The organism is Enterobacter cloacae complex sp. SHL009 (genome assembly GCF_049237205.1).
Lineage (GTDB): Bacteria > Pseudomonadota > Gammaproteobacteria > Enterobacterales > Enterobacteriaceae > Enterobacter > Enterobacter cloacae_M.
On the sequence record NZ_JBMKIW010000002.1, the window covers coordinates 376,191 to 397,021 of the forward strand.

The window sequence follows — 20,831 nt, forward strand, 5'->3', positions numbered from 1 at the left end:
TTTCGCAGTCTTGCGGAGCAGGTATTAGTGCGTATGATAACGTCACTGGAGTTGTGCTTTTAACATATTTGCCTCTAACCCCAGGAATCCGCACATGCGTATCGAAGAAGATCTGAAGTTAGGTTTCAAAGACGTTCTTATCCGCCCTAAACGCTCTACACTGAAAAGTCGCTCAGACGTTGAACTCGAACGTCAGTTCACCTTTAAGCATTCCGGTCAGACCTGGTCTGGCGTGCCGATCATCGCCGCCAACATGGATACTGTGGGAACCTTTGAGATGGCAACCGCCCTGGCACAGTTCGACATTCTTACCGCCGTGCACAAACATTACAGCCCTGAAGAGTGGAATGCGTTTGTTGCGTCCGCGTCTGCTGACGTGGTGAAGCATGTGATGGTTTCTACCGGCACTTCCGATGCCGATTTCGAGAAGACCAAACAGATCCTGAACGCTAACCCGGCGCTCAACTTCGTTTGTATTGACGTGGCGAACGGTTACTCCGAACACTTCGTGCAGTTCGTCAGCAAGGCGCGTGAAGCCTGGCCGACGAAAACCATCATCGCAGGCAACGTGGTGACCGGTGAAATGTGTGAAGAGCTGATCCTTTCCGGTGCAGATATCGTGAAAGTGGGTATTGGCCCGGGCTCCGTGTGCACGACCCGCGTCAAAACCGGCGTCGGTTATCCGCAGCTTTCCGCCGTCATTGAATGCGCCGATGCGGCGCACGGTCTGGGCGGTCAGATCATCAGCGATGGCGGCTGTACCATGCCGGGCGACGTTGCGAAAGCCTTCGGCGGCGGCGCCGACTTCGTGATGCTCGGCGGTATGCTGGCAGGCCACGAAGAGAGCGGTGGTACCGTTGTTGAAGAGAACGGCGAGAAATTTATGCTGTTCTACGGCATGAGCTCTGAATCCGCGATGACCCGTCACGTCGGTGGCGTGGCAAAATACCGTGCGGCGGAAGGTAAAACCGTGAAGCTGCCTCTGCGTGGCCCGGTTGAATACACCGCGCGCGATATCCTCGGCGGCCTGCGCTCGGCCTGCACCTACGTTGGGGCATCCCGCCTGAAAGAGCTGACTAAACGTACGACGTTTATTCGCGTTCAGGAACAGGAAAACCGCGTATTCAACAGCCTGTAATGGCTTCTGCTGGCGCATGCCCGTGCGCCAGCGCTGTTCAGCACTACCCCGCGCTCATCGCATCCCCCAGATGGAAAATCGGCAGATACATTGCCACTACCAGCGTGCCGATGATGACCCCTGTCACAATCAGAAGCACTGGCTCGAGAAGTGCCGCCAGATTATCTGCCCGTTGAAAGGTCTGTTCCGTGTGGTGCCGGGCGAGATTTGCCAGCATGATGTCCAGCGCACCTGACATTTCACCGGTTCGTAAAAGCTGAATACACAGCGGGGTAAAGATGGCCGCTTTCTGAAAGGATGACCAGACGGGGAGACCTTTTTCAATGTCCTCCCGAACGCTGTGGAGTATTCCCTGCCAGTAACAACTTTCAACGGTCTCCTCTGCGCTCTCCAGACCCTGTAAAAAGGGGATCCCTGCCTGCTGCGTGAGTGACAGCACGGTAAAGATGTGTCCCAGTTTTTGGCCTTTTGCCAGCGCGCCCATCACGGGTATGTGCATCAGCATGCGCTGCCAGCGAGGGTTGTGCCGCAGTGCCCAGGCGGCGGCTAAGGGCGTTAATAACGCGGCGAACAACGCGAGGGCATAGGACTGGATAAATGCGGCCATCCCCATGACCATTTGCGTCAGCATCGGGAGCGGCGTGTTAAACGTTTTGTAGATCGCGGCAAACTCGGGCAAGACCAGAATGACCATCGCCAGCACCACGAGTACGGCCAGCGTAAGGACGATCGCCGGGTAGCGTAGGGCCTTTTTCACCTTCTCTCTGAGCTGCTGCTGCGCTTTTTGCTGCTGCGCGAGCTGACGGCAGCACTCCTCCAGTTTTCCTGTGAGCTCACCGGTTTTCACCATAGAGACATGCAGTGGGCTAAACACCGCTGGCCACTTTTTTAGCGACTCAGAAAAGGGGGATCCCTCACTGAGCTCATCGGCAATGCTTTGCAGCAGCGCCTGCCACGGTTTTAACGGATGTTGCTCTACCAGCATCTGCAGGCTATGGGATAACGTCAGCCCCGCCTGCAGAAGCGTTGCGAGCTGGCGAAACATCTCGCAGCAGTGATGCTGCTGCCAGCGGTGTCGCTGAGCGCATCGGGTCAGCGCCAGAGGATGGAGATCGCTACGCATCAGCCTGGTGAAGGCGGCAGTGCGGTCTGTGGCCCAGAGTGTTCCGCTTCGGGGTTCTCCTTCTTTGGTGAGCGCTCGCCAGCGCCAGAGCTGATTAGCAGCCATCCGGCATTCCCAGCACGCGCACCAGCTCTTCGATCGTGGTCAGCCCTTGTTCTACGGCCATGCAGCCGTGCTCAAAAAGAGAAATCATTCCCGCCTGCCGGGCACTCGCCTCTATCACTTCGATTCCCGCCCCGCTGGCAATGGCCTGACGCAGGGCATTGTCGATCGCCAGCACTTCAAAAATGGCCACGCGGCCATAAAAACCGTGATAACAGCGATCGCAGCCTGTGGGCTGCCAGCGTGGAAGCGGTCTGGACCATACGGCGCGCGGTAATTCAGCATGCTCGCTGGCTTCCCGGCGACAGTGCGGACACAAACGCCGGACCAGTCTCTGGGCAATCACCATCGACAGCGCGGAAGATATCATCCAGCGCGCAACGCCCATCTGCTCCAGGCGAATCAGGGTTTCCGTCGTTGAGTTGGTGTGCAGCGTTGACAGCACCAGATGACCGGTCTGAGCGGCATTAATGGCAATTTCTGCCGTTTCGCCGTCACGGATTTCGCCGACCATAATGATGTCGGGATCCTGACGTAGCAGCGCCCTTAACACGCTCTGGAATGTTAAACCCGCCCGGGGATTAATCTGCGTCTGGTTTAATCCCGCAAGGGGGATCTCAATGGGATCCTCTACGCTACAGATGTTGACGTCGGGGGTGTTACGCGCCTGCAGCGCGCTGTACAGCGTCACGGTTTTGCCGCTGCCGGTAGGGCCGGTGACCAGAAACAGCCCCTGCGGCTGGTGGAGGACCTCATTAAAACAGGCCAGTTGTTCTGCGCTCATACCAAGCGCTTTCGGCTCAAGAGCCTGCTGAACCTGATGCAGCAGACGCAGCACAATTTTCTCACCACCGTTGCAGGGAAGCGTTGCGATCCGAAACGAGACCGGCGCGTTTGCCAGCTCAATCGTAAACTGACCGTCCTGAGGTAAACGACGTTCAGCAATATCCAGATTACCCAGCACCTTTAAACGAGCGCTGAACAGGCTTGCCTGCGAGGCGGAAAGCGGAGGCTGGGGACAAAGAACCCCGTCGATGCGTAAACGGATCTGGCATGCGTGCTCCATTGGTTCGATATGAATGTCGGAGGCGCGCTGGCTGATTGCCTGCTGCAGCGTGTGGTTGAGGATATCCACCGTCGAGTGTGTTTGCGAAACGACGGGCAGATGCGATTGTGACGTTAGCTGCCGGTGTTTTTCCATACGCTCAGCGCTCCAGCACTCAATATCAATCCGTTTCTGGGTCGCGAAGCGCAGCGCCTCCATGAGTTCAGCCGCGGGGCTGCCCACGACGGCGATGCTGACCATGTCACTGTCGCTGGTGAGCAGCAGAGCGTGATGGCGCTGACAAAGCGCCACGAGTTGATCGGTATTCATTATCCGCTCCTCAGTTATTGTCGAAGCGGAAAACGTCTTCGCAGGCCTGTTTCAGGGCGCTGTCAGCACTGATGTTGCAGTCGCGCGTCCAGCCCGTCATACCGTTACCGTCGTTCCACTGCGGCGTCATGACCACTTCCAGCCCGTTAAGACTCTCCTGTCCTGTTAAGGTCACGGTCCCTTTCGCCACGCTCATTCCTGAAACGTAGCGTGTCGTGGTGGGAGAGGGGATACCGTTACTGCCCGCATCGCAGCTCTCCACGCCACCGTGATCCAGCGCGCAAAGCTCAATGGCCGTGCGGTAAGGAACGAAGGTTTGCAGCATATCGGTCAGCGCCGCCTTGCGCAGGTAGTTCTGATAGGCGGGAACGCCGATGGCGCTCAGAATCGCAATGATGCCAATGACCACCATCAGCTCAATGAGTGTGAATCCTTGTTGTCTGTCCATATCTGCTCCTTATGCAAAGTGGCGCTACTTTGTCAGTGGGAAAGAGCAGAAACGAGAGGCAAAAAAGGGAACGGGAAGGAGGCTTCAGAGAATTTTTTCAGTGTTGCAGGGCAGAACAGTGGATCTGCGAGCGGGGCTGAAATTCCCCTCTCCGGGTGGAGAGGGGAGAATGCGTTATTTGAAGCGCATTGAGAGGTCGAGGGCGCGAACGTGTTTGGTCAGCGCGCCGACGGAAATGTAATCCACGCCGGTTTCGGCGAATTCACGGATCGTTTCGAAAGTGACGTTCCCGGACACTTCAAGCTGGGCCCGGCCGTTAGTCAGTTTTACCGCCTCGCGCATCTGCTCTGTTTCGAAGTTATCGAGCATGATGATATCGGCCCCGGCCTTAATCGCCTGCTCCAGCTCTTCCAGGCTTTCGACTTCTACCTCGACAGGCACATCCGGGTGCAGCCAGAAGGCTTTCTCCACCGCCTGACGCACGGAGCCAGAGGCAATAATGTGGTTCTCTTTAATGAGGAAGGCGTCGGATAAGCCCAGGCGATGGTTAGCGCCGCCGCCGCAGAGCACCGCATACTTCAGCGCGGTACGCAGGCCCGGCAGCGTTTTGCGGGTATCCAGCAGCTGGGTGCGGGTACCGGCCAGCAGGTCAACGTAGCGACGCACTTCACTGGCCACGCCAGAAAGCGTTTGTACAAAATTGAGCGCGGTACGTTCGCCGGTCAGCAAGACGCGGGAAGGACCGTCCAGTTCGAACAGCGGCTGGTTTGCCGTAATTGCATCGCCGTCTTCAACGTGCCAGATAATCTGCACATCATCACCCGCCAGCTGGGTAAAGACCTCTTCAACCCAACGCTTTCCGCAAAAAACGCCCTCTTCACGGGTGATAATGACCGCGTGCGAGCGCGTCTCTTTTGGCAACAATTGTGCGGTAATATCCTTATCAGCGTTAACGTCACCGCCCAGATCTTCTTTCAAAGCATGGGAGACGCTTGCCGGAATATCCATATTAATACGTTCCAGAAGTGCTTCACGTCGGTGGTCGGGGTTGTAGCGGCGAGGCGGCATGATAAAACTCCAAATTGGTAACGAATCATAATATTGAAACATGCTACTCTGAACCGAGTCATTGCACCATACAGAAGGAGTTCCAGCATGTTGTTAGAAAACGGATGGCTGGTGGATGCGCGGCGTGTGCCCTCGCCGCACCACGATTGCCGCCCGGAGGATGAAAAGCCCACACTGCTGGTGGTTCATAATATTAGTCTCCCGCCGGGTGAATTTGGCGGCCCGTGGATCGATGCGTTATTCACGGGAACTATTGATCCCGATGCTCATCCCTTCTTTGCTGAAATTGCACATCTGCGCGTATCGGCTCACTGCCTGATTCGTCGCGATGGTGAAGTGGTTCAGTATGTTCCCTTTGATAAGCGCGCCTGGCATGCCGGCGTGTCGATGTATCACGGGCGCGAACGGTGCAGCGATTTTTCTATCGGGATCGAAATGGAAGGCACGGATACTACGCCCTACACCGATTCACAGTATCAACGGCTAGCGGCAGTGACCCGCACGCTTATCGGACTCTACCCGGCTATCGCCGACAATATCACGGGACACAGTGATATTGCCCCGGAGAGAAAAACCGATCCCGGCCCGGCCTTTGACTGGCCCCGGTTTCGCGCCATGCTCACCGCGTCGTCAGAATAAGGAGATACCATGACGTTGTTTACCATGCTGCTGGTTATCATCGCTGAACGCCTGTTCAAGCTCGGCGAGCACTGGCATCTGGATCACGGGCTGGAGGTGTTATTCCGCCGTATCAAACATTTTTCCATGCTGCGCACGCTGCTGATGATGGCAGGGGTGATGGTCATTACGTTCCTGCTCCTGCGCTCGCTGTACGGACTCTTTTTCAACGTGCCGCTGCTGGTGGTGTGGATCCTGCTTGGGGTGCTGTGCATTGGCGCAGGCAAGGTGCGTTTACACTATCACGCATACCTGAAAGCCGCCTCCCGTGACGATGCCCATGCGCGCGGTGCCATGGCGAGCGAGCTGACGATGATCCACGGCGTGCCGCCGGACTGCGACGAGCGCGAATTCCTGCGCGAGCTGCAAAACGCGCTGCTGTGGATTAACTTCCGTTACTATCTTGCGCCGCTGTTCTGGTTTGTAGTGGGTGGCCCGCTGGGGCCGGTGCTGCTGATGGGATATGCGTTCCTGCGCGCCTGGCAGACCTGGCTTGCCCGTTATCTGACGCCGCATGAACGCCTGCAGTCCGGCATTGACGCCATCCTGCACGTGCTCGACTGGCTCCCGGTGCGTCTGGTCGGCGTGGTGTACGCGTTAATTGGTCACGGTGAAAAAGCGCTGCCCGCATGGTTCGCTTCTCTTGCCGATCGCCATACGTCGCAGTACCAGGTGCTAACGCGTCTGGCGCAGTTCTCGCTGGCGCGTGAGCCGCATACCGACAAGATTGAAACGCCGAAGGCCGCTGTCTCCATGGCGAAGAAAACGTCGTTTGTGGTGGTGGTTATCGTGGCGCTGCTGACGATTTACGGCACGCTGGTGTAGGCCAGCGCGCCGCAAAGGCTAAAGCGTATCCGCGGGCGGGATGCCGAAATCAGGCATCCCGTTTTCATTCCAGCGGACAAGCTTCAGTCGAGTATGACGGTTCGGATCGTACAGCGGGTCGCCCTCAATTTCGGTGTAATTCCGCGCGTGATACACCAGCACATCTTCCCCTTCTGGCGTTTGCGTAAAGCTGTTGTGTCCCGGGCCGAACTGGTGGTTCTCATAGCTGGTAACGAACACTGGACGCGGGGATTTGTGCCAGTTTGCCGGGTTTTGCGGATCGGCATTCAGGTCTATCCACAGTAGCCCCATGCAGTAGTTCTCGTCGGTGGCGCTGGCGGAATAGCTGATAAACAGCTTATCGCCGTGAACCAGCACCGCCGGGCCTTCGTTGACCCAAAACCCGCGACGCTCCCAGTCATACTCCGGCTTGCTGAGCATCACCGGCTCGCCTTTCAGCGTCCACGGGTTCTCCATTTCACAGAGATAAAGATTGGAGTTTCCTGTGATATCCGGCGCTTTTTGCGCCCACAGATACCAGCGTTTCCCCTTATGAACAAAGGTGGTGGCGTCCAGGGCGAAGGTATCGAACTGCGTTTTGATCTGTCCTTTTTCCACCCACGCGCCGGCGAGCGGATCGCCGTCGGCACATTCAATGGCGAACATACGGTGCTGGAACATTCCAAGCTCGTCGAGCGCCTGGGTGTGCGTCGCAGCAAAATAGATGTACCACTTCCCGTCAATGTGATGCAGTTCCGGCGCCCAGATCAGCTGGCTCATCGGGCCGGTGTCGGGCTTGCGCCAGACCACCACTTCTTCGGCATTACGTAAGCCTTCAAGAGACTCTGCGCGGCGGATCGCCAGCCTGTCGTACTCAGGCACGGAGGCGATAAAATAGTACTGCCCCTCGTGGCGTAAAATGTACGGGTCGGCACGTTGTTCGATAAACGGATTTGGCCACTGATGCATTTGGCTCTCCTTATTTTGTCTCTGCGGCTTTCAGTTCCTGATAGTCGCTCAGTTCACGGTAATTGGTACGACGTTTTTCCAGGTCTTCCTGAATGCGCTTCATCGTTTCACGGTCCACTTTCAGCAGGCGTACCACGCCAGCGGTAATGAGATACCCGATGCCAGGAATGACGGTAAAGAGCAGCACGATCCCATTAATGGCGTTCGCGCTCTGCGCTTTTGCGCCCGCGTCATAACCGTACCAGGAGAGCAGGAAGCCGACCATCGCCCCGGCAACCGCCAGCCCCAGCTTCAGGAAGAAGATGTTGCCGGAGAAGCTGATCCCGGTGATGCGCTTACCGGTCTTCCACTCGCCGTAGTCGTCCACGTCGGCCATCAGCGACCAGTGCAGCGGAGACGGGATCTGGTGCAGGATGTTCAGCAGGAAGTAGAGCACCACGATGGTGACGGTGGCTTTCGGGTCGAAGAAATAAAAGGCGGTTGAGAAAATCGCCAGAACGATATTGGTCCAGAAGAAGACCTTGAGCTTACACCAGCGGTCGGTCAGCACTTTTGCCAGCACGCTGCCGAGCATCATGCCGACCACGCCCAGGCTGATAAACAGCGTGGCGAAATGGGTGCTCTGGCCCATCACCCAGGTGACGTAATACATGGTGGCCGCCATGCGGATAAAGCCCGGGCAGACGTTGCACAGGGTCAGGAGCAGAATGCGTACCCACTGGTCGTTCTTCCACACGTCTTTCAGATCGTTTTTCAGCTCGTCGTTGGTCTGTACCGCCGGACGCACGCGCTCGCGCACGGTGGCGAAGCAGAACAGGAACATGCAGGTCCCAATCAGCGCCAGAACGGTCATCGCCATCTGGTAGCCTTTGGCTTTGTTATCCCCGCCAAACCAGTCGGCCATTGGCAGCAGCGTTAATGAGAGCAGCAGCGTGGCGATGCCGACCAGCACGAAGCGATACGACTGGCAGGCGACGCGCTCTTTTGGATCGTTGGTGATCACCCCGCCCAGCGAGCAGTAGGGAATGTTGATGGCCGTATAGGTCAAAGAGAGCAGGAAGTAGGTGACAAACGCATAGATAACTTTGCTGTTATAGCTCCACTCCGGCGTGGTGAACATCAGAATGCTGAACAGCGCGTAGGGGAAGGCGATCCACAGCAGCCATGGACGAAACCGGCCATATTTGCTGCGGGTACGGTCAGCAATCGCGCCCATGATCGGGTCCGTTACGGCGTCAATCACGCGCACGGCAAGCAGCAGCACGCCGACCAGCGCAGGGGCGAGGCCAAAAATATCCGTATAAAAATAGTTAACAAACAGCATGATGGCGCCGAAGATGATGTTGCATCCCGCGTCGCCCATCCCATAGCCGATCTTTTCTTTTACTGACAGTGTGTTGTTATCCATCGACAGCTCTCCGGTTTACGGTATGGAGAGAATTATTTGCTGGCAAAGGAATATATGCGTTGCAGTATCAGGGCGGTGATATGGATAAATGCGCTGTGGGCATGAAAGTGTGAGGGAGGTAACAACGCGCGGCACCCGCAAAAGCAGGCGCCGCGAAGAGAGGCTTAGTGTGCCTTCATGGCATTACGGCTTTTCTGACTGAACAGATAGCCCACGCCCAGGATCGCAATCCAGACCGGGATCAGGTAGACGGAAATCGCCATACCCGGGGTGATCAGCATAATCACCAGCACGGCTGCCATAAACAGCAGGCAGATCCAGTTACCCAGCGGATAGAGCAGGGCAGGGAAGCGCGTGGTGACGCCCTGCTGCTGCTTGGCGCGGCGGAACTTCATGTGCGCCAGGCTGATCATGGCCCAGTTGATGACCAGGGCAGAGACCACCAGCGCCATCAGCAGGCCAAACGCCGATTCCGGAGCCATGTAGTTAATGAGCACGCACAGCGCGGTCACAACCGCCGAAACCAGAATTGTGTTTACCGGCACGCCGCGTTTATCGACGTTGAGCAGCGCTTTTGGCGCGTTGCCCTGCTGGGCCAGGCCGAACAGCATGCGGCTGTTGCAGTACACGCAGCTGTTGTAAACGGAGAGCGCTGCGGTCAGCACCACGATGTTCAGGGCGTTGGCGACAAAGGTGTCGCCCAGCTCGTGGAAGATCAGCACAAACGGGCTGGTGTCGGCGGTCACGCGCGTCCACGGCAGCAGGGAGAGCAGCACGGCCAGCGAGCCCACATAGAAGATCAGAATGCGGTAGATAACCTGGTTAGTGGCTTTCGGAATGCTTTGCTCCGGGTTGTCGGCTTCAGCAGCGGTGATGCCCACCAGCTCCAGCCCGCCGAAGGAGAACATAATGATGGCCATCATCATTACCAGACCGGTCATACCGTGAGGCAGGAATCCGACCTGTTCCCAGAGGTTGCGCACGGTTGCCTGCGGGCCGCCGTTGCCGCTGAACAGCAGCCAGCCGCCGAAGATAATCATCGCCACTACGGCAATGACCTTGATGATGGCAAACCAGAACTCCATTTCACCGAACACTTTTACGTTGGTCAGGTTAATGGCGTTAATAATGACGAAGAAAGCGGCTGCGGAAGCCCAGGTTGGGATCTCGGGATACCAGAACTGAATGTATTTCCCGACGGCGGTAAGCTCAGCCATGGCAACCAGAACGTACAGGACCCAGTAGTTCCAGCCCGAGGCGAAACCGGCAAAGCTGCCCCAGTATTTATAGGCAAAGTGGCTGAAGGAGCCGGCGACAGGCTCTTCAACCACCATTTCGCCCAGCTGGCGCATGATCAGAAAAGCAATGAAACCCGCAATCGCGTAACCCAAAATAATGCCGGGACCGGCTGACTGGATAACGGATGCGCTGCCCAGAAACAGGCCGGTACCAATCGCACCGCCCAGTGCGATGAGCTGTATATGGCGGTTTTTAAGCCCGCGCTTTAGCTGATCGCCGTGCTGTTGAGCTTCCATTTGAAACCTCGTGTGTGGTTGTTATGTTCACGCTGAGCGTGTGTAATTATGAAAATCCATATTCTGTATTTATTTCTTTACGGTTAACGAGACCGAAAAAAGCGGAGATGACTTCCGTAAGCGCCAGAATAGTGGTAAGTGCCTGCGAATGCACCTGCTTTATGAAGGGGTGAAGACGACTTGAATAAAAAGAAAGCATTTGTAAATCGGTCCGCTCGTTGTTCCTCACCCAACCTATAGAATAGAAATGCGCCTTAAGTGGGCGAATTTTCATTATTTGCCTTGTTGAATCGCTTCAGATTGCAAAAACCCTCGTTTCATTATGGTTAAAACTCCCTCTTTGGGGGTAATCAACTCATTTGTGCAAAGTTACATTTCTGAAACGTTATTTCTGTAAGGTTGTTAAAATGTGCAGGGTTTACTGATTTCAATCAAAACCAATATGGACAGAAGGTGAATACTTTGTTACTTTAGCGATACGAAATAGAAATTGGTAAGACCAATTGACTCCGGGCAAAAAGGCGTAAGACAGGGAATATGGCCTACAGCAAAATTCGCCAACCAAAACTATCTGATGTGATTGAGCAGCAGCTGGAGTTTTTAATCCTCGAAGGGACTCTGCGCCCGGGTGAGAAACTTCCGCCAGAACGCGAGCTGGCAAAACAGTTCGACGTTTCACGTCCTTCTCTGCGTGAGGCGATTCAACGTCTCGAAGCAAAGGGCTTGCTGCTTCGTCGTCAGGGCGGCGGAACCTTTGTGCAAAACAGCCTGTGGCAGAGCTTCAGCGATCCGCTGGTAGAACTTCTCTCTGACCACCCAGAATCCCAGTTTGACCTGCTTGAGACCCGTCACGCGCTGGAAGGTATTGCGGCCTATTACGCCGCCCTTCGCAGCACTGATGAAGATCGCGTGCGTATCCGCGAACTGCATCAGGCCATTGAACGGGCACAGCAGTCCGGCGATTTAGACGCCGAGTCCAGCGCCGTCGTCCAGTATCAAATCGCCGTCACCGAAGCGGCCCACAACGTGGTGCTCCTCCATCTGCTACGCTGCATGGAGCCGATGCTGGCCCAGAACGTTCGTCAAAATTTTGAATTGTTGTATGCCCGTCGGGACATGCTCCCACTGGTAAGCAACCATCGCACCCGAGTATTCGAGGCGATAATGGCCGGGGAACCGGAGCAGGCGCGCGAAGCGTCGCACCGCCATCTGGCTTTCATTGAGGAAATCTTGCTGGACCGCAGCCGTGAACAATCGCGTCGCGAACGTTCATTACGCCGCATACAGCAACGAAAGGATTAAGCGCCAGGTACTTTTAGAGCGCGGCAACTAAACGCAGAACCTGTCTTATTGTGTTCTTGCCCAAGAGCACAATGGGACAGGTTCCAGACAAATCAACGTATTAGATAGATAAGGAATACCCCCATGTCAGAACGTCTCCAAAATGACGTGGATCCGATCGAAACTCGCGACTGGCTACAGGCGATCGAATCGGTCATCCGTGAAGAAGGTGTTGAGCGCGCTCAGTATCTGATTGATCAGCTGCTTTCTGAAGCCCGCAAAGGCGGCGTGAAGGTTGCTTCAGGTGCAGGGGCTAGCAACTACGTAAACACGATTGCCGTCGAAGACGAACCGGAATACCCGGGCAATCTGGATCTGGAACGTCGTATCCGTTCTGCAATTCGCTGGAACGCCATTATGACCGTTCTGCGCGCATCCAAGAAAGACCTGGAACTGGGTGGCCACATGGCGTCCTTCCAGTCTTCTGCGACCGTTTACGAAGTGTGCTTCAACCACTTCTTCCGTGCAGCGAACGAGAAAGACGGCGGCGATCTGGTGTACTTCCAGGGCCACATCTCTCCGGGCATCTATGCACGTGCATTCCTGGAAGGTCGTCTGACTGAAGAGCAGATGAACAACTTCCGCCAGGAAGTACACGGTAAAGGTCTGTCTTCTTACCCGCACCCTAAACTGATGCCTGAATTCTGGCAGTTCCCGACCGTATCTATGGGTCTGGGCCCAATCGGTGCGATCTATCAGGCTAAATTCCTGAAATACCTGGAACACCGTGGTCTGAAAGACACCTCTGAGCAGACCGTTTACGCCTTCCTGGGCGACGGCGAAATGGATGAGCCAGAATCCAAAGGTGCGATCACCATCGCTACCCGTGAGAAGCTGGACAACCTGTGCTTCATCATCAACTGTAACCTGCAGCGTCTGGATGGTCCGGTAACCGGTAACGGCAAGATCATCAACGAACTGGAAGGCATCTTCGCTGGTGCTGGCTGGAACGTGATCAAAGTCATGTGGGGCGGTCGTTGGGATGAGCTGCTGCGTAAAGACACCAGCGGTAAACTGATCCAGCTGATGAACGAAACCGTTGACGGTGACTACCAGACCTTCAAATCCAAAGACGGTGCCTACGTTCGTGAGCACTTCTTCGGCAAATATCCTGAAACCGCAGCACTGGTTGCAGACTGGACTGATGAGCAGATCTGGGCTCTGAACCGCGGTGGTCACGATCCGAAGAAAGTCTACGCTGCACTGAAAAAAGCGCGTGAAACCAAAGGTAAAGCGACTGTAATCCTGGCCCATACCATCAAAGGTTACGGCATGGGTGATACCGCAGAAGGTAAAAACATCGCTCACCAGGTTAAGAAAATGAACATGGACGGCGTGCGTTATATCCGCGACCGTTTCAACGTTCCAGTGACCGATGAGCAGGTAGAAAACCTGTCTTACATCACCTTCCCGGAAGGTTCTGAAGAGCACAAGTATCTGCACGAACGTCGTCAGGCGCTGAAAGGCTACCTGCCAGCTCGTCAGCCAAACTTCACCGAGAAGCTGGAACTGCCAGCGCTGGAAGACTTCTCTCAGCTGCTGGAAGAGCAGAACAAAGAGATCTCCACCACTATCGCTTTCGTTCGTGCCCTGAACGTGATGCTGAAGAACAAGTCGATCAAAGATCGTCTGGTTCCAATCATCGCCGACGAAGCGCGTACTTTCGGTATGGAAGGTCTGTTCCGTCAGATCGGTATCTACAGCCCGAACGGTCAGCAGTACACTCCGCAGGACCGTGAGCAGGTTGCATACTACAAAGAAGACGAGAAAGGTCAGATCCTGCAGGAAGGTATCAACGAGCTGGGCGCAGGCGCATCCTGGCTGGCTGCTGCGACCTCTTACAGCACCAACAACCTGCCGATGATCCCGTTCTACATCTACTACTCCATGTTCGGGTTCCAGCGTATCGGTGACCTGTGCTGGCAGGCAGGCGACCAGCAGGCTCGCGGCTTCCTGGTAGGCGGTACCTCCGGTCGTACGACCCTGAACGGTGAAGGTCTGCAGCACGAAGATGGTCACAGCCACATTCAGTCTCTGACTATCCCTAACTGTATCTCTTACGACCCGTCTTACGCGTACGAAGTGGCGGTCATCATGCATGACGGTCTGCAGCGCATGTACGGTGAAGCGCAGGAGAACATTTACTACTACATCACCACCCTGAACGAAAACTACCACATGCCGGCAATGCCAGCGGGTGCCGAGGAAGGTATCCGTAAAGGTATCTACAAACTCGAAACCATCGAAGGTAGCAAAGGTAAAGTTCAGCTGCTGGGCTCCGGTTCTATCCTGCGTCACGTTCGTGAAGCAGCGCAGATCCTGGCGAAAGACTACGGTGTCGGTTCCGATGTGTACTCTGTTACCTCCTTCACTGAACTGGCGCGTGATGGCCAGGATTGTGAACGCTGGAACATGCTGCACCCAATGGAAACCCCACGCGTTCCTTACATCGCTCAGGTGATGAACGACGCGCCAGCGGTGGCGTCTACTGACTATATGAAACTGTTCGCAGAGCAGGTTCGTACTTACGTTCCAGCTGATGATTATCGCGTACTGGGTACTGACGGCTTCGGTCGTTCTGACAGCCGCGAAAACCTGCGTCACCACTTCGAAGTTGATGCTTCTTACGTGGTTGTAGCAGCACTGGGCGAACTGGCTAAACGTGGCGAAATCGATAAGAAAGTGGTTGCAGACGCAATCACCAAATTCAACATCGATGCAGAAAAAGTTAACCCGCGTCTGGCGTAAGAGGTAAAAGAATAATGGCTATCGAAATCAATGTACCGGACATCGGGGCTGATGAAGTTGAAATCACCGAGATCCTGGTCAAAGTAGGCGACAAAGTTGAAGCTGAACAGTCGCTGATCACCGTAGAAGGCGACAAAGCCTCTATGGAAGTCCCGTCTCCTCAGGCTGGCATCGTTAAAGAGATCAAAGTCTCTGTTGGCGATAAAACCGAGACTGGCAAACTGATCATGATTTTCGATTCCGCCGACGGTGCAGCAGCTGCTGCACCTGCGCAGGAAGAGAAGAAAGCCGCTCCGGCCGCCGCTGCTCCAGCAGCTGCCGCAGCAGCAAAAGAAGTGAACGTGCCTGACATCGGCGGTGACGAAGTTGAAGTCACTGAAATTCTGGTGAAAGTGGGCGACACCGTTGCGGCTGAGCAGTCACTGATCACCGTAGAAGGCGACAAAGCCTCTATGGAAGTGCCGGCTCCGTTCGCGGGTACCGTTAAAGAGATCAAGATCAACACCGGCGACAAAGTGTCTACCGGGTCGCTTATCATGATCTTCGAAGTGGCGGGTGCTGCGCCTGCGCAGGCCGCTGCTCCGGCTCCGGCTGCTGCACCAGCAGCTGCTGGCGGTGCGAAAGACGTTAACGTACCGGACATCGGCGGTGACGAAGTTGAAGTGACCGAAGTGATGGTGAAAGTGGGCGACAAAGTTGCCGCTGAACAGTCACTGATCACCGTTGAAGGCGACAAAGCTTCTATGGAAGTGCCGGCGCCGTTCGCGGGTACCGTTAAAGAGATCAAGATCAGCACCGGCGACAAAGTGTCTACCGGCTCTCTGATCATGGTCTTCGAAGTGGAAGGCGCTGCGCCTGCCGCAGCTCCGGCTGCCGCGGCTGCTCCAGCCCCTGCTGCTGCACCGGCGCAGGCTGCTAAACCAGCCGCTGCCCCTGCTGCTAAAGCAGAAAAATCTGAGTTCGCTGAAAACGACGCTTACGTCCACGCTACCCCGCTGATTCGTCGCCTGGCGCGCGAGTTCGGTGTGAACCTGGCGAAAGTGAAAGGAACCGGCCGTAAGGGTCGTATCCTGCGCGAAGACGTTCAGACCTACGTGAAAGACGCGGTGAAACGCGCCGAAGCTGCACCTGCTGCAGCCGCCGGTGGCGGTATTCCGGGCATGCTGCCATGGCCGAAAGTGGACTTCAGCAAGTTCGGCGAAATCGAAGAAGTGGAGCTGGGCCGCATCCAGAAAATCTCTGGTGCTAACCTGAGCCGTAACTGGGTGATGATCCCGCACGTTACGCACTTCGACAAAACCGATATCACCGATCTGGAAGCGTTCCGTAAACAGCAGAATGCTGAAGCTGAGAAGCGCAAACTGGACGTGAAATTCACCCCAGTAGTCTTCATCATGAAAGCCGTTGCCGCTGCCCTTGAGCAGATGCCACGCTTCAACAGCTCCCTGTCCGAAGACGGCCAGAAGCTGACGCTGAAGAAATACATCAACATCGGTGTTGCGGTTGATACGCCAAATGGTCTGGTTGTTCCGGTCTTCAAAGACGTGAACAAGAAGAGCATCACTGAGCTGTCCCGTGAACTGACCGTTATCTCCAAGAAAGCGCGTGATGGTAAGCTGACTGCCGGCGAAATGCAGGGCGGCTGCTTCACTATCTCCAGCATCGGCGGCCTGGGTACCACCCACTTCGCACCGATTGTTAACGCGCCGGAAGTGGCTATCCTCGGTGTGTCCAAGTCCGCGATGGAGCCGGTGTGGAACGGCAAAGAGTTCGTGCCGCGTCTGATGATGCCAATCTCTCTGTCCTTCGACCACCGCGTGATCGACGGTGCTGATGGTGCGCGCTTTATCACCATCATCAACAACATGCTGAGCGACATTCGCCGCCTGGTGATGTAATCGAAAAGCCGGCCAGTCGGCCGGCTTTTTTCTGATAATCTCATGGTGTTTGTGAGGTTATTGGCGAAAGCGACAATTCGTGAGCCGTTTGTTGTTTCAAAATTGTTAACAATTTTGTAAACTGCGGGCGGATAGAACGACCCGGTGGACGACGGGTATAAATTAAGAGGTCATGATGAGCACAGAAATCAAAACTCAGGTCGTAGTACTTGGGGCAGGCCCGGCAGGTTACTCCGCAGCATTCCGTGCAGCGGATTTAGGTCTGGAAACCGTCATCGTAGAACGTTACAGCACCCTCGGCGGTGTTTGTCTGAACGTCGGCTGTATCCCTTCTAAAGCGCTGCTGCACGTAGCGAAAGTTATCGAAGAAGCCAAAGCGCTGGCTGAACACGGTATCGTCTTCGGCGAGCCGAAAACCGATATCGACAAAATTCGTACCTGGAAAGAGAAAGTTATCACTCAGCTGACCGGCGGTCTGGCGGGTATGGCCAAAGGCCGTAAAGTGAAAGTGGTAAACGGTCTGGGTAAATTCACCGGTGCGAACACCCTGGAAGTGGAAGGCGAAAACGGCAAAACCGTGATCAACTTCGACAACGCGATCATCGCGGCAGGCTCTCGCCCAATCGAACTGCCATTCATTCCGCATGAAGATCCACGCGTGTGGGATTCCACCGATGCGCTGGAGCTGAAAACCGTTCCTAAGCGTCTGCTGGTTATGGGCGGCGGTATCATCGGTCTGGAAATGGGTACCGTGTACCATGCGCTGGGTTCAGAGATCGACGTGGTTGAAATGTTCGACCAGGTTATCCCGGCTGCCGACAAAGACATCGTTAAAGTCTTCACCAAACGCATCAGCAAGAAATTCAACCTGATGCTGGAAACCAAAGTGACTGCCGTTGAAGCGAAAGAAGACGGTATTTACGTTTCCATGGAAGGCAAAAAAGCCCCATCCGAACCGCAGCGTTACGACGCCGTGCTGGTGGCTATCGGCCGTGTGCCGAACGGTAAAAACCTCGACGCGGGCAAAGCTGGCGTGGAAGTGGACGACCGTGGCTTTATCCGCGTTGACAAGCAGCTGCGCACTAACGTGCCGCACATCTTTGCTATCGGCGATATCGTCGGTCAGCCAATGCTGGCACACAAAGGTGTTCACGAAGGTCACGTTGCCGCTGAAGTTATCGCCGGCATGAAGCACTACTTCGATCCGAAAGTCATTCCATCTATCGCGTACACCGAGCCAGAAGTTGCATGGGTCGGTCTGACTGAGAAAGAAGCGAAAGAGAAAGGCATCAGCTACGAAACCGCCACCTTCCCGTGGGCTGCTTCTGGCCGTGCTATCGCTTCCGACTGCGCTGATGGTATGACCAAACTGATCTTCGACAAAGAGACTCACCGCGTCATCGGTGGTGCGATTGTCGGTACCAACGGCGGCGAGCTGCTGGGTGAAATCGGTCTGGCTATCGAAATGGGCTGTGACGCTGAAGACATCGCGCTGACCATCCACGCTCACCCGACTCTGCACGAGTCCGTGGGCCTGGCGGCAGAAGTGTTTGAAGGCAGCATCACCGACCTGCCAAACGCGAAAGCGAAGAAGAAATAAGTTTCTTCAGATGAAAAAAGCGGCCAATGGCCGCTTTTTTTATGCGCTGCGTTCAGGGGGCCACAGGCTGCCAGGTTTTATCAGGGCTATAGGCGGCTAGCGCCCGGGCTTTCTGCTCTGAATCGCTGCCGAGATCGGACTGATACACCTTGTCGTCCTGGTTTATCACAAAGCTCATCACGCCCGTCTGACCGTAGCTGACCGGCCACGCCACCATCGCGAAACCGTTACTCTCCGGCAGGATGCGGAAGCGATAGCCGTGATAGCCGGTACCTGGCTCTTTCGGGCTAAATGCCGGGCCGAGCGGGCTGGGCGCTTCGCCGGGCGAGGCTGGCCAGTACAAACCGTCTTTTTTGCCTTTCGAGCTGACAATCTTCTGCGCGTATTTCTGGTTCATCGCAAAATAGCTTTGCTGCGCATCAACATAGGCATGCAAGGCTTCAATGGCGGCGAGCTCGTTACGCCCGATTTCACGGGTCAGGATCTCTTCAGCCCCTTCTTTGATGTCGAACTGCCAGCCTGCAGAGGTTTTGATCACCGGGATGGGAAGCTGCCAGCCGCTGTCTCCGACAACCAGATGCGCCGTATCTCCCTCGACAACCGTGGTATGACGGACGTTCCAGTCGCGCAGGAAGCGATCGACAGCATCCGGATCAACGCCCTCGGGGGGCAGAAAATCGCGCCAGTTCTCTCCGAGCAGGTTGGTCATCGCGCTCTCATTTTGCTCACTGATGGCTTTGGTCAGCGCATCGGTTGCCTGAGCGGGGGTGCTAAAGGACTGCTGCGCCATCACCGGGGCCGAAAGCATAAATAACACCATTCCGCTGAGTAGGTTACGTTTCATGTCAGTTCCCTTAGCGATGTCGAATTTCACGGCGTTCAGCACGTCCACCGGACGCCTGACGTGGCTGCTGCTGGCGCGCAGCGAGCTGTCTGCTTTGCGCACCGCGCTGCTGCTGCGCCTGCCAGTTCGCGGAGCGGCTGTCGTTACCGCTCAGCGCATTGGCCCGGGGCTGGCTGCTTCGCTGCTGGAGAGAGCGTTGCTGCGCGGGCTGCGAAACCCGCTTCTCATGTCTCTGGGCGGTGGTCTGGCGGTTTTCTCGCTGCTGCGCGGTACTCCGCTTCGCCGTCTGCGGTTTGGTGTCGTAGCCGCGGTAGTTGTTGCGCTGCGAAATCTGCTTCAGCTGTTCGCCTGAGGCCTGACGCTGCACGTCTTTCGTTCCGGTGCGTGCCGTTTGCGGGAACGTTTTGCCCGTGGATTTCTCCATCTGGCTCAGCGCGGCCTGACGCTGGCTGTCGCGATTTACCGGTTTTTGCTGCGTTGAACTGAGCCCTGTGGCTGTGTTGGTGGCGTGGAAGCGAGTGTTGAGCTGGTTAGTCGGATAGGGCACGCCTTCCCGATAGGCCGGGTTGTGCTGCCAGGTGCGGTTGGCGTCCGTCAGGCGCTGTCCGCTGATTTTATTGAAGTTCTCAACGTTGATATTGATATTGTTATCACCGTTGCGGTTATAGCCGCCGTGATTATCCCAGTCGTCATGGTGATGATCCCAGTCATCGTCATCATCCCAGTCGATGCTGCTGAAGATGGCATAGGTTGTGGCGACGCCCAGGCTGAAGCCTAAACCGTTTACGAAGCTGTTGCCAAACTGCTCCCCGGGCGTGGGCGGGAGATAGGTGGGCGGATAGGCGGCGTTTGGCCAGGTCCCGTAAACCGTATTGGGGTTATAGGTGGGGACGTAAATAACCTGTGGGTCGGCAGATTCAATTTTGATTACCGTAGGCGCGGACGTCGTCGTGGTCGTGGTTTCGGCGGTGCTGGTTTTCGCTGGCGCTGGTTTTGTTACGGTGGTGACCGTCTGCTGAGGCGTGGATTGTAACGCGCCGGCCTTCTGTGCCAGCGCGCGCAGGCGCTGAACGGAATCCATCACGTCCTTCGGCTGCGCGAGAAACGCATCACCCAGATTTTGTACCCACGGCGGGTTTTCACCCATCAGGGACATAAGCTGAGGAAACGCGACCAGCGATTTTACGCTGGGATCCCAGGGCTGGCTGGCAACGGCCTGAATCGCCGCGTCCCCTTCCATTTTAGGATTGTCTTTCGACCACTGCGCCGCTTGGATCACGTTGGCCGGATAGGTCGAGGCCATCAGGATTTGTGAGAGCAGGGCATCGGGGTAGAGCGCAACAGGGGCGACCCACTGATCGATTTGCGCGGCAGTGTAGGCTGGCGCGACAGCAGGGGCGGACTGGGCTGCGGCAGGCGCTGCCGGTGGAGCCGGTTGTTGTGTGACGGCGGCTGGCGCAGCGGGCTCCGTGGCGCGGCCTTTGACAAACATGACGCCCGAGGCGGCAAACAGCCCGGCACTGCACACAAGGACGAGCAGATGTGGCTTAAAGGGCAACTTCATAAAATGACTCCAACGAGACAAGCGTTGTGCCGTGAGGCGTTACGGTTGGCGTGAGTATTATTCACCCGTCTTTTACTGTTTTGACTTTTATTGGGAAGCGTCCGGGACGTCCGGATAAAGAGTGTGAGTATTTATTACACAATTATATCTGATGAAGAAAAAACTGA

General features: G+C 55.9%; 16 protein-coding genes. 7 read left to right on the plus strand and 9 right to left on the minus strand.

Annotated elements, in window-relative coordinates:
- Positions 1-94: 94 nt before the first annotated feature.
- A complete protein-coding gene (locus tag ACOTZC_RS08250) occupies positions 95-1,138 on the plus strand; it encodes a GMP reductase (protein WP_023310407.1) in 1,044 nt (347 codons plus the stop codon).
- Positions 1,139-1,181: 43 nt separating this feature from the next.
- Here the strand turns inward: ACOTZC_RS08250 and hofC are convergent, their stop codons facing one another.
- The 4 genes from hofC to nadC all read right to left on the minus strand — a co-directional run bounded on the left by hofC (position 1,182) and on the right by nadC (position 5,254).
- Positions 1,182-2,366 (minus strand): protein transport protein HofC, encoded by a 1,185-nt coding sequence (gene hofC / locus ACOTZC_RS08255; protein ID WP_163354410.1) that lies wholly within the window; start codon positions 2,364-2,366, stop codon positions 1,182-1,184.
- The gene (gene gspE / locus ACOTZC_RS08260) at positions 2,356-3,738 is read right to left on the minus strand and encodes a type II secretion system protein GspE (RefSeq protein WP_322408231.1); all 1,383 of its coding nucleotides are present in this window, start codon (positions 3,736-3,738) and stop codon (positions 2,356-2,358) included. Before gspE ends, hofC begins: the two co-directional genes overlap by 11 nt.
- A gap of 10 nt (positions 3,739-3,748) precedes the next feature.
- Positions 3,749-4,186 (minus strand): prepilin peptidase-dependent pilin, encoded by a 438-nt coding sequence (gene ppdD / locus ACOTZC_RS08265; protein WP_023310410.1) that lies wholly within the window; start codon positions 4,184-4,186, stop codon positions 3,749-3,751.
- A gap of 174 nt (positions 4,187-4,360) precedes the next feature.
- A complete protein-coding gene (gene nadC / locus ACOTZC_RS08270; RefSeq protein ID WP_038417651.1) occupies positions 4,361-5,254 on the minus strand; it encodes a carboxylating nicotinate-nucleotide diphosphorylase in 894 nt (297 codons plus the stop codon).
- Positions 5,255-5,341: 87 nt separating this feature from the next.
- On the opposite strand from nadC, the gene ampD reads away from it, so the two are divergent.
- Positions 5,342-5,893 (plus strand): 1,6-anhydro-N-acetylmuramyl-L-alanine amidase AmpD, encoded by a 552-nt coding sequence (ampD, locus tag ACOTZC_RS08275; protein ID WP_421635706.1) that lies wholly within the window; start codon positions 5,342-5,344, stop codon positions 5,891-5,893.
- Between the two features lie 9 nt (positions 5,894-5,902).
- Positions 5,903-6,757: a beta-lactamase regulator AmpE gene (gene ampE, locus ACOTZC_RS08280; RefSeq protein WP_421635707.1), complete on the plus strand. Its 855-nt coding sequence runs from the start codon at positions 5,903-5,905 to the stop codon at positions 6,755-6,757.
- A gap of 18 nt (positions 6,758-6,775) precedes the next feature.
- Here the strand turns inward: ampE and ACOTZC_RS08285 are convergent, their stop codons facing one another.
- The 3 genes from ACOTZC_RS08285 to aroP form a co-directional block, all read right to left on the minus strand.
- Positions 6,776-7,726, minus strand: coding sequence for a family 43 glycosylhydrolase (locus ACOTZC_RS08285; protein ID WP_421635708.1), 951 nt, complete (start codon positions 7,724-7,726; stop codon positions 6,776-6,778).
- 10 nt (positions 7,727-7,736) lie between these two features.
- Positions 7,737-9,134, minus strand: a complete 1,398-nt coding sequence (locus ACOTZC_RS08290; protein ID WP_421635709.1) for a glycoside-pentoside-hexuronide (GPH):cation symporter — start codon at positions 9,132-9,134, stop codon at positions 7,737-7,739.
- Between the two features lie 164 nt (positions 9,135-9,298).
- Positions 9,299-10,669, minus strand: coding sequence for an aromatic amino acid transporter AroP (gene aroP, locus ACOTZC_RS08295; protein ID WP_421635710.1), 1,371 nt, complete (start codon positions 10,667-10,669; stop codon positions 9,299-9,301).
- 537 nt (positions 10,670-11,206) lie between these two features.
- Here aroP and pdhR point away from each other — a divergent pair.
- The 4 genes from pdhR (at position 11,207) to lpdA (ending at position 18,256) form a co-directional block, all read left to right on the plus strand.
- On the plus strand, positions 11,207-11,971 hold the full coding sequence (gene pdhR / locus ACOTZC_RS08300) for a pyruvate dehydrogenase complex transcriptional repressor PdhR (RefSeq protein ID WP_008501960.1): 765 nt from the start codon (positions 11,207-11,209) through the stop codon (positions 11,969-11,971).
- A gap of 123 nt (positions 11,972-12,094) precedes the next feature.
- Entirely contained in the window at positions 12,095-14,758 is a 2,664-nt protein-coding gene (aceE, locus tag ACOTZC_RS08305) for a pyruvate dehydrogenase (acetyl-transferring), homodimeric type (RefSeq protein WP_024907478.1), read from the plus strand.
- A gap of 14 nt (positions 14,759-14,772) precedes the next feature.
- Positions 14,773-16,656 (plus strand): pyruvate dehydrogenase complex dihydrolipoyllysine-residue acetyltransferase, encoded by a 1,884-nt coding sequence (gene aceF / locus ACOTZC_RS08310; protein ID WP_421635711.1) that lies wholly within the window; start codon positions 14,773-14,775, stop codon positions 16,654-16,656.
- Positions 16,657-16,831: 175 nt separating this feature from the next.
- The gene (lpdA, locus tag ACOTZC_RS08315) at positions 16,832-18,256 is read left to right on the plus strand and encodes a dihydrolipoyl dehydrogenase (RefSeq protein WP_003856313.1); all 1,425 of its coding nucleotides are present in this window, start codon (positions 16,832-16,834) and stop codon (positions 18,254-18,256) included.
- A gap of 52 nt (positions 18,257-18,308) precedes the next feature.
- Here the strand turns inward: lpdA and ACOTZC_RS08320 are convergent, their stop codons facing one another.
- A complete protein-coding gene (locus ACOTZC_RS08320) occupies positions 18,309-19,100 on the minus strand; it encodes a DUF2950 family protein (RefSeq protein ID WP_126303563.1) in 792 nt (263 codons plus the stop codon).
- Positions 19,101-19,110: 10 nt separating this feature from the next.
- Entirely contained in the window at positions 19,111-20,664 is a 1,554-nt protein-coding gene (locus tag ACOTZC_RS08325) for a DUF3300 domain-containing protein (RefSeq protein ID WP_126303562.1), read from the minus strand.
- Positions 20,665-20,831 lie beyond the last annotated feature (167 nt).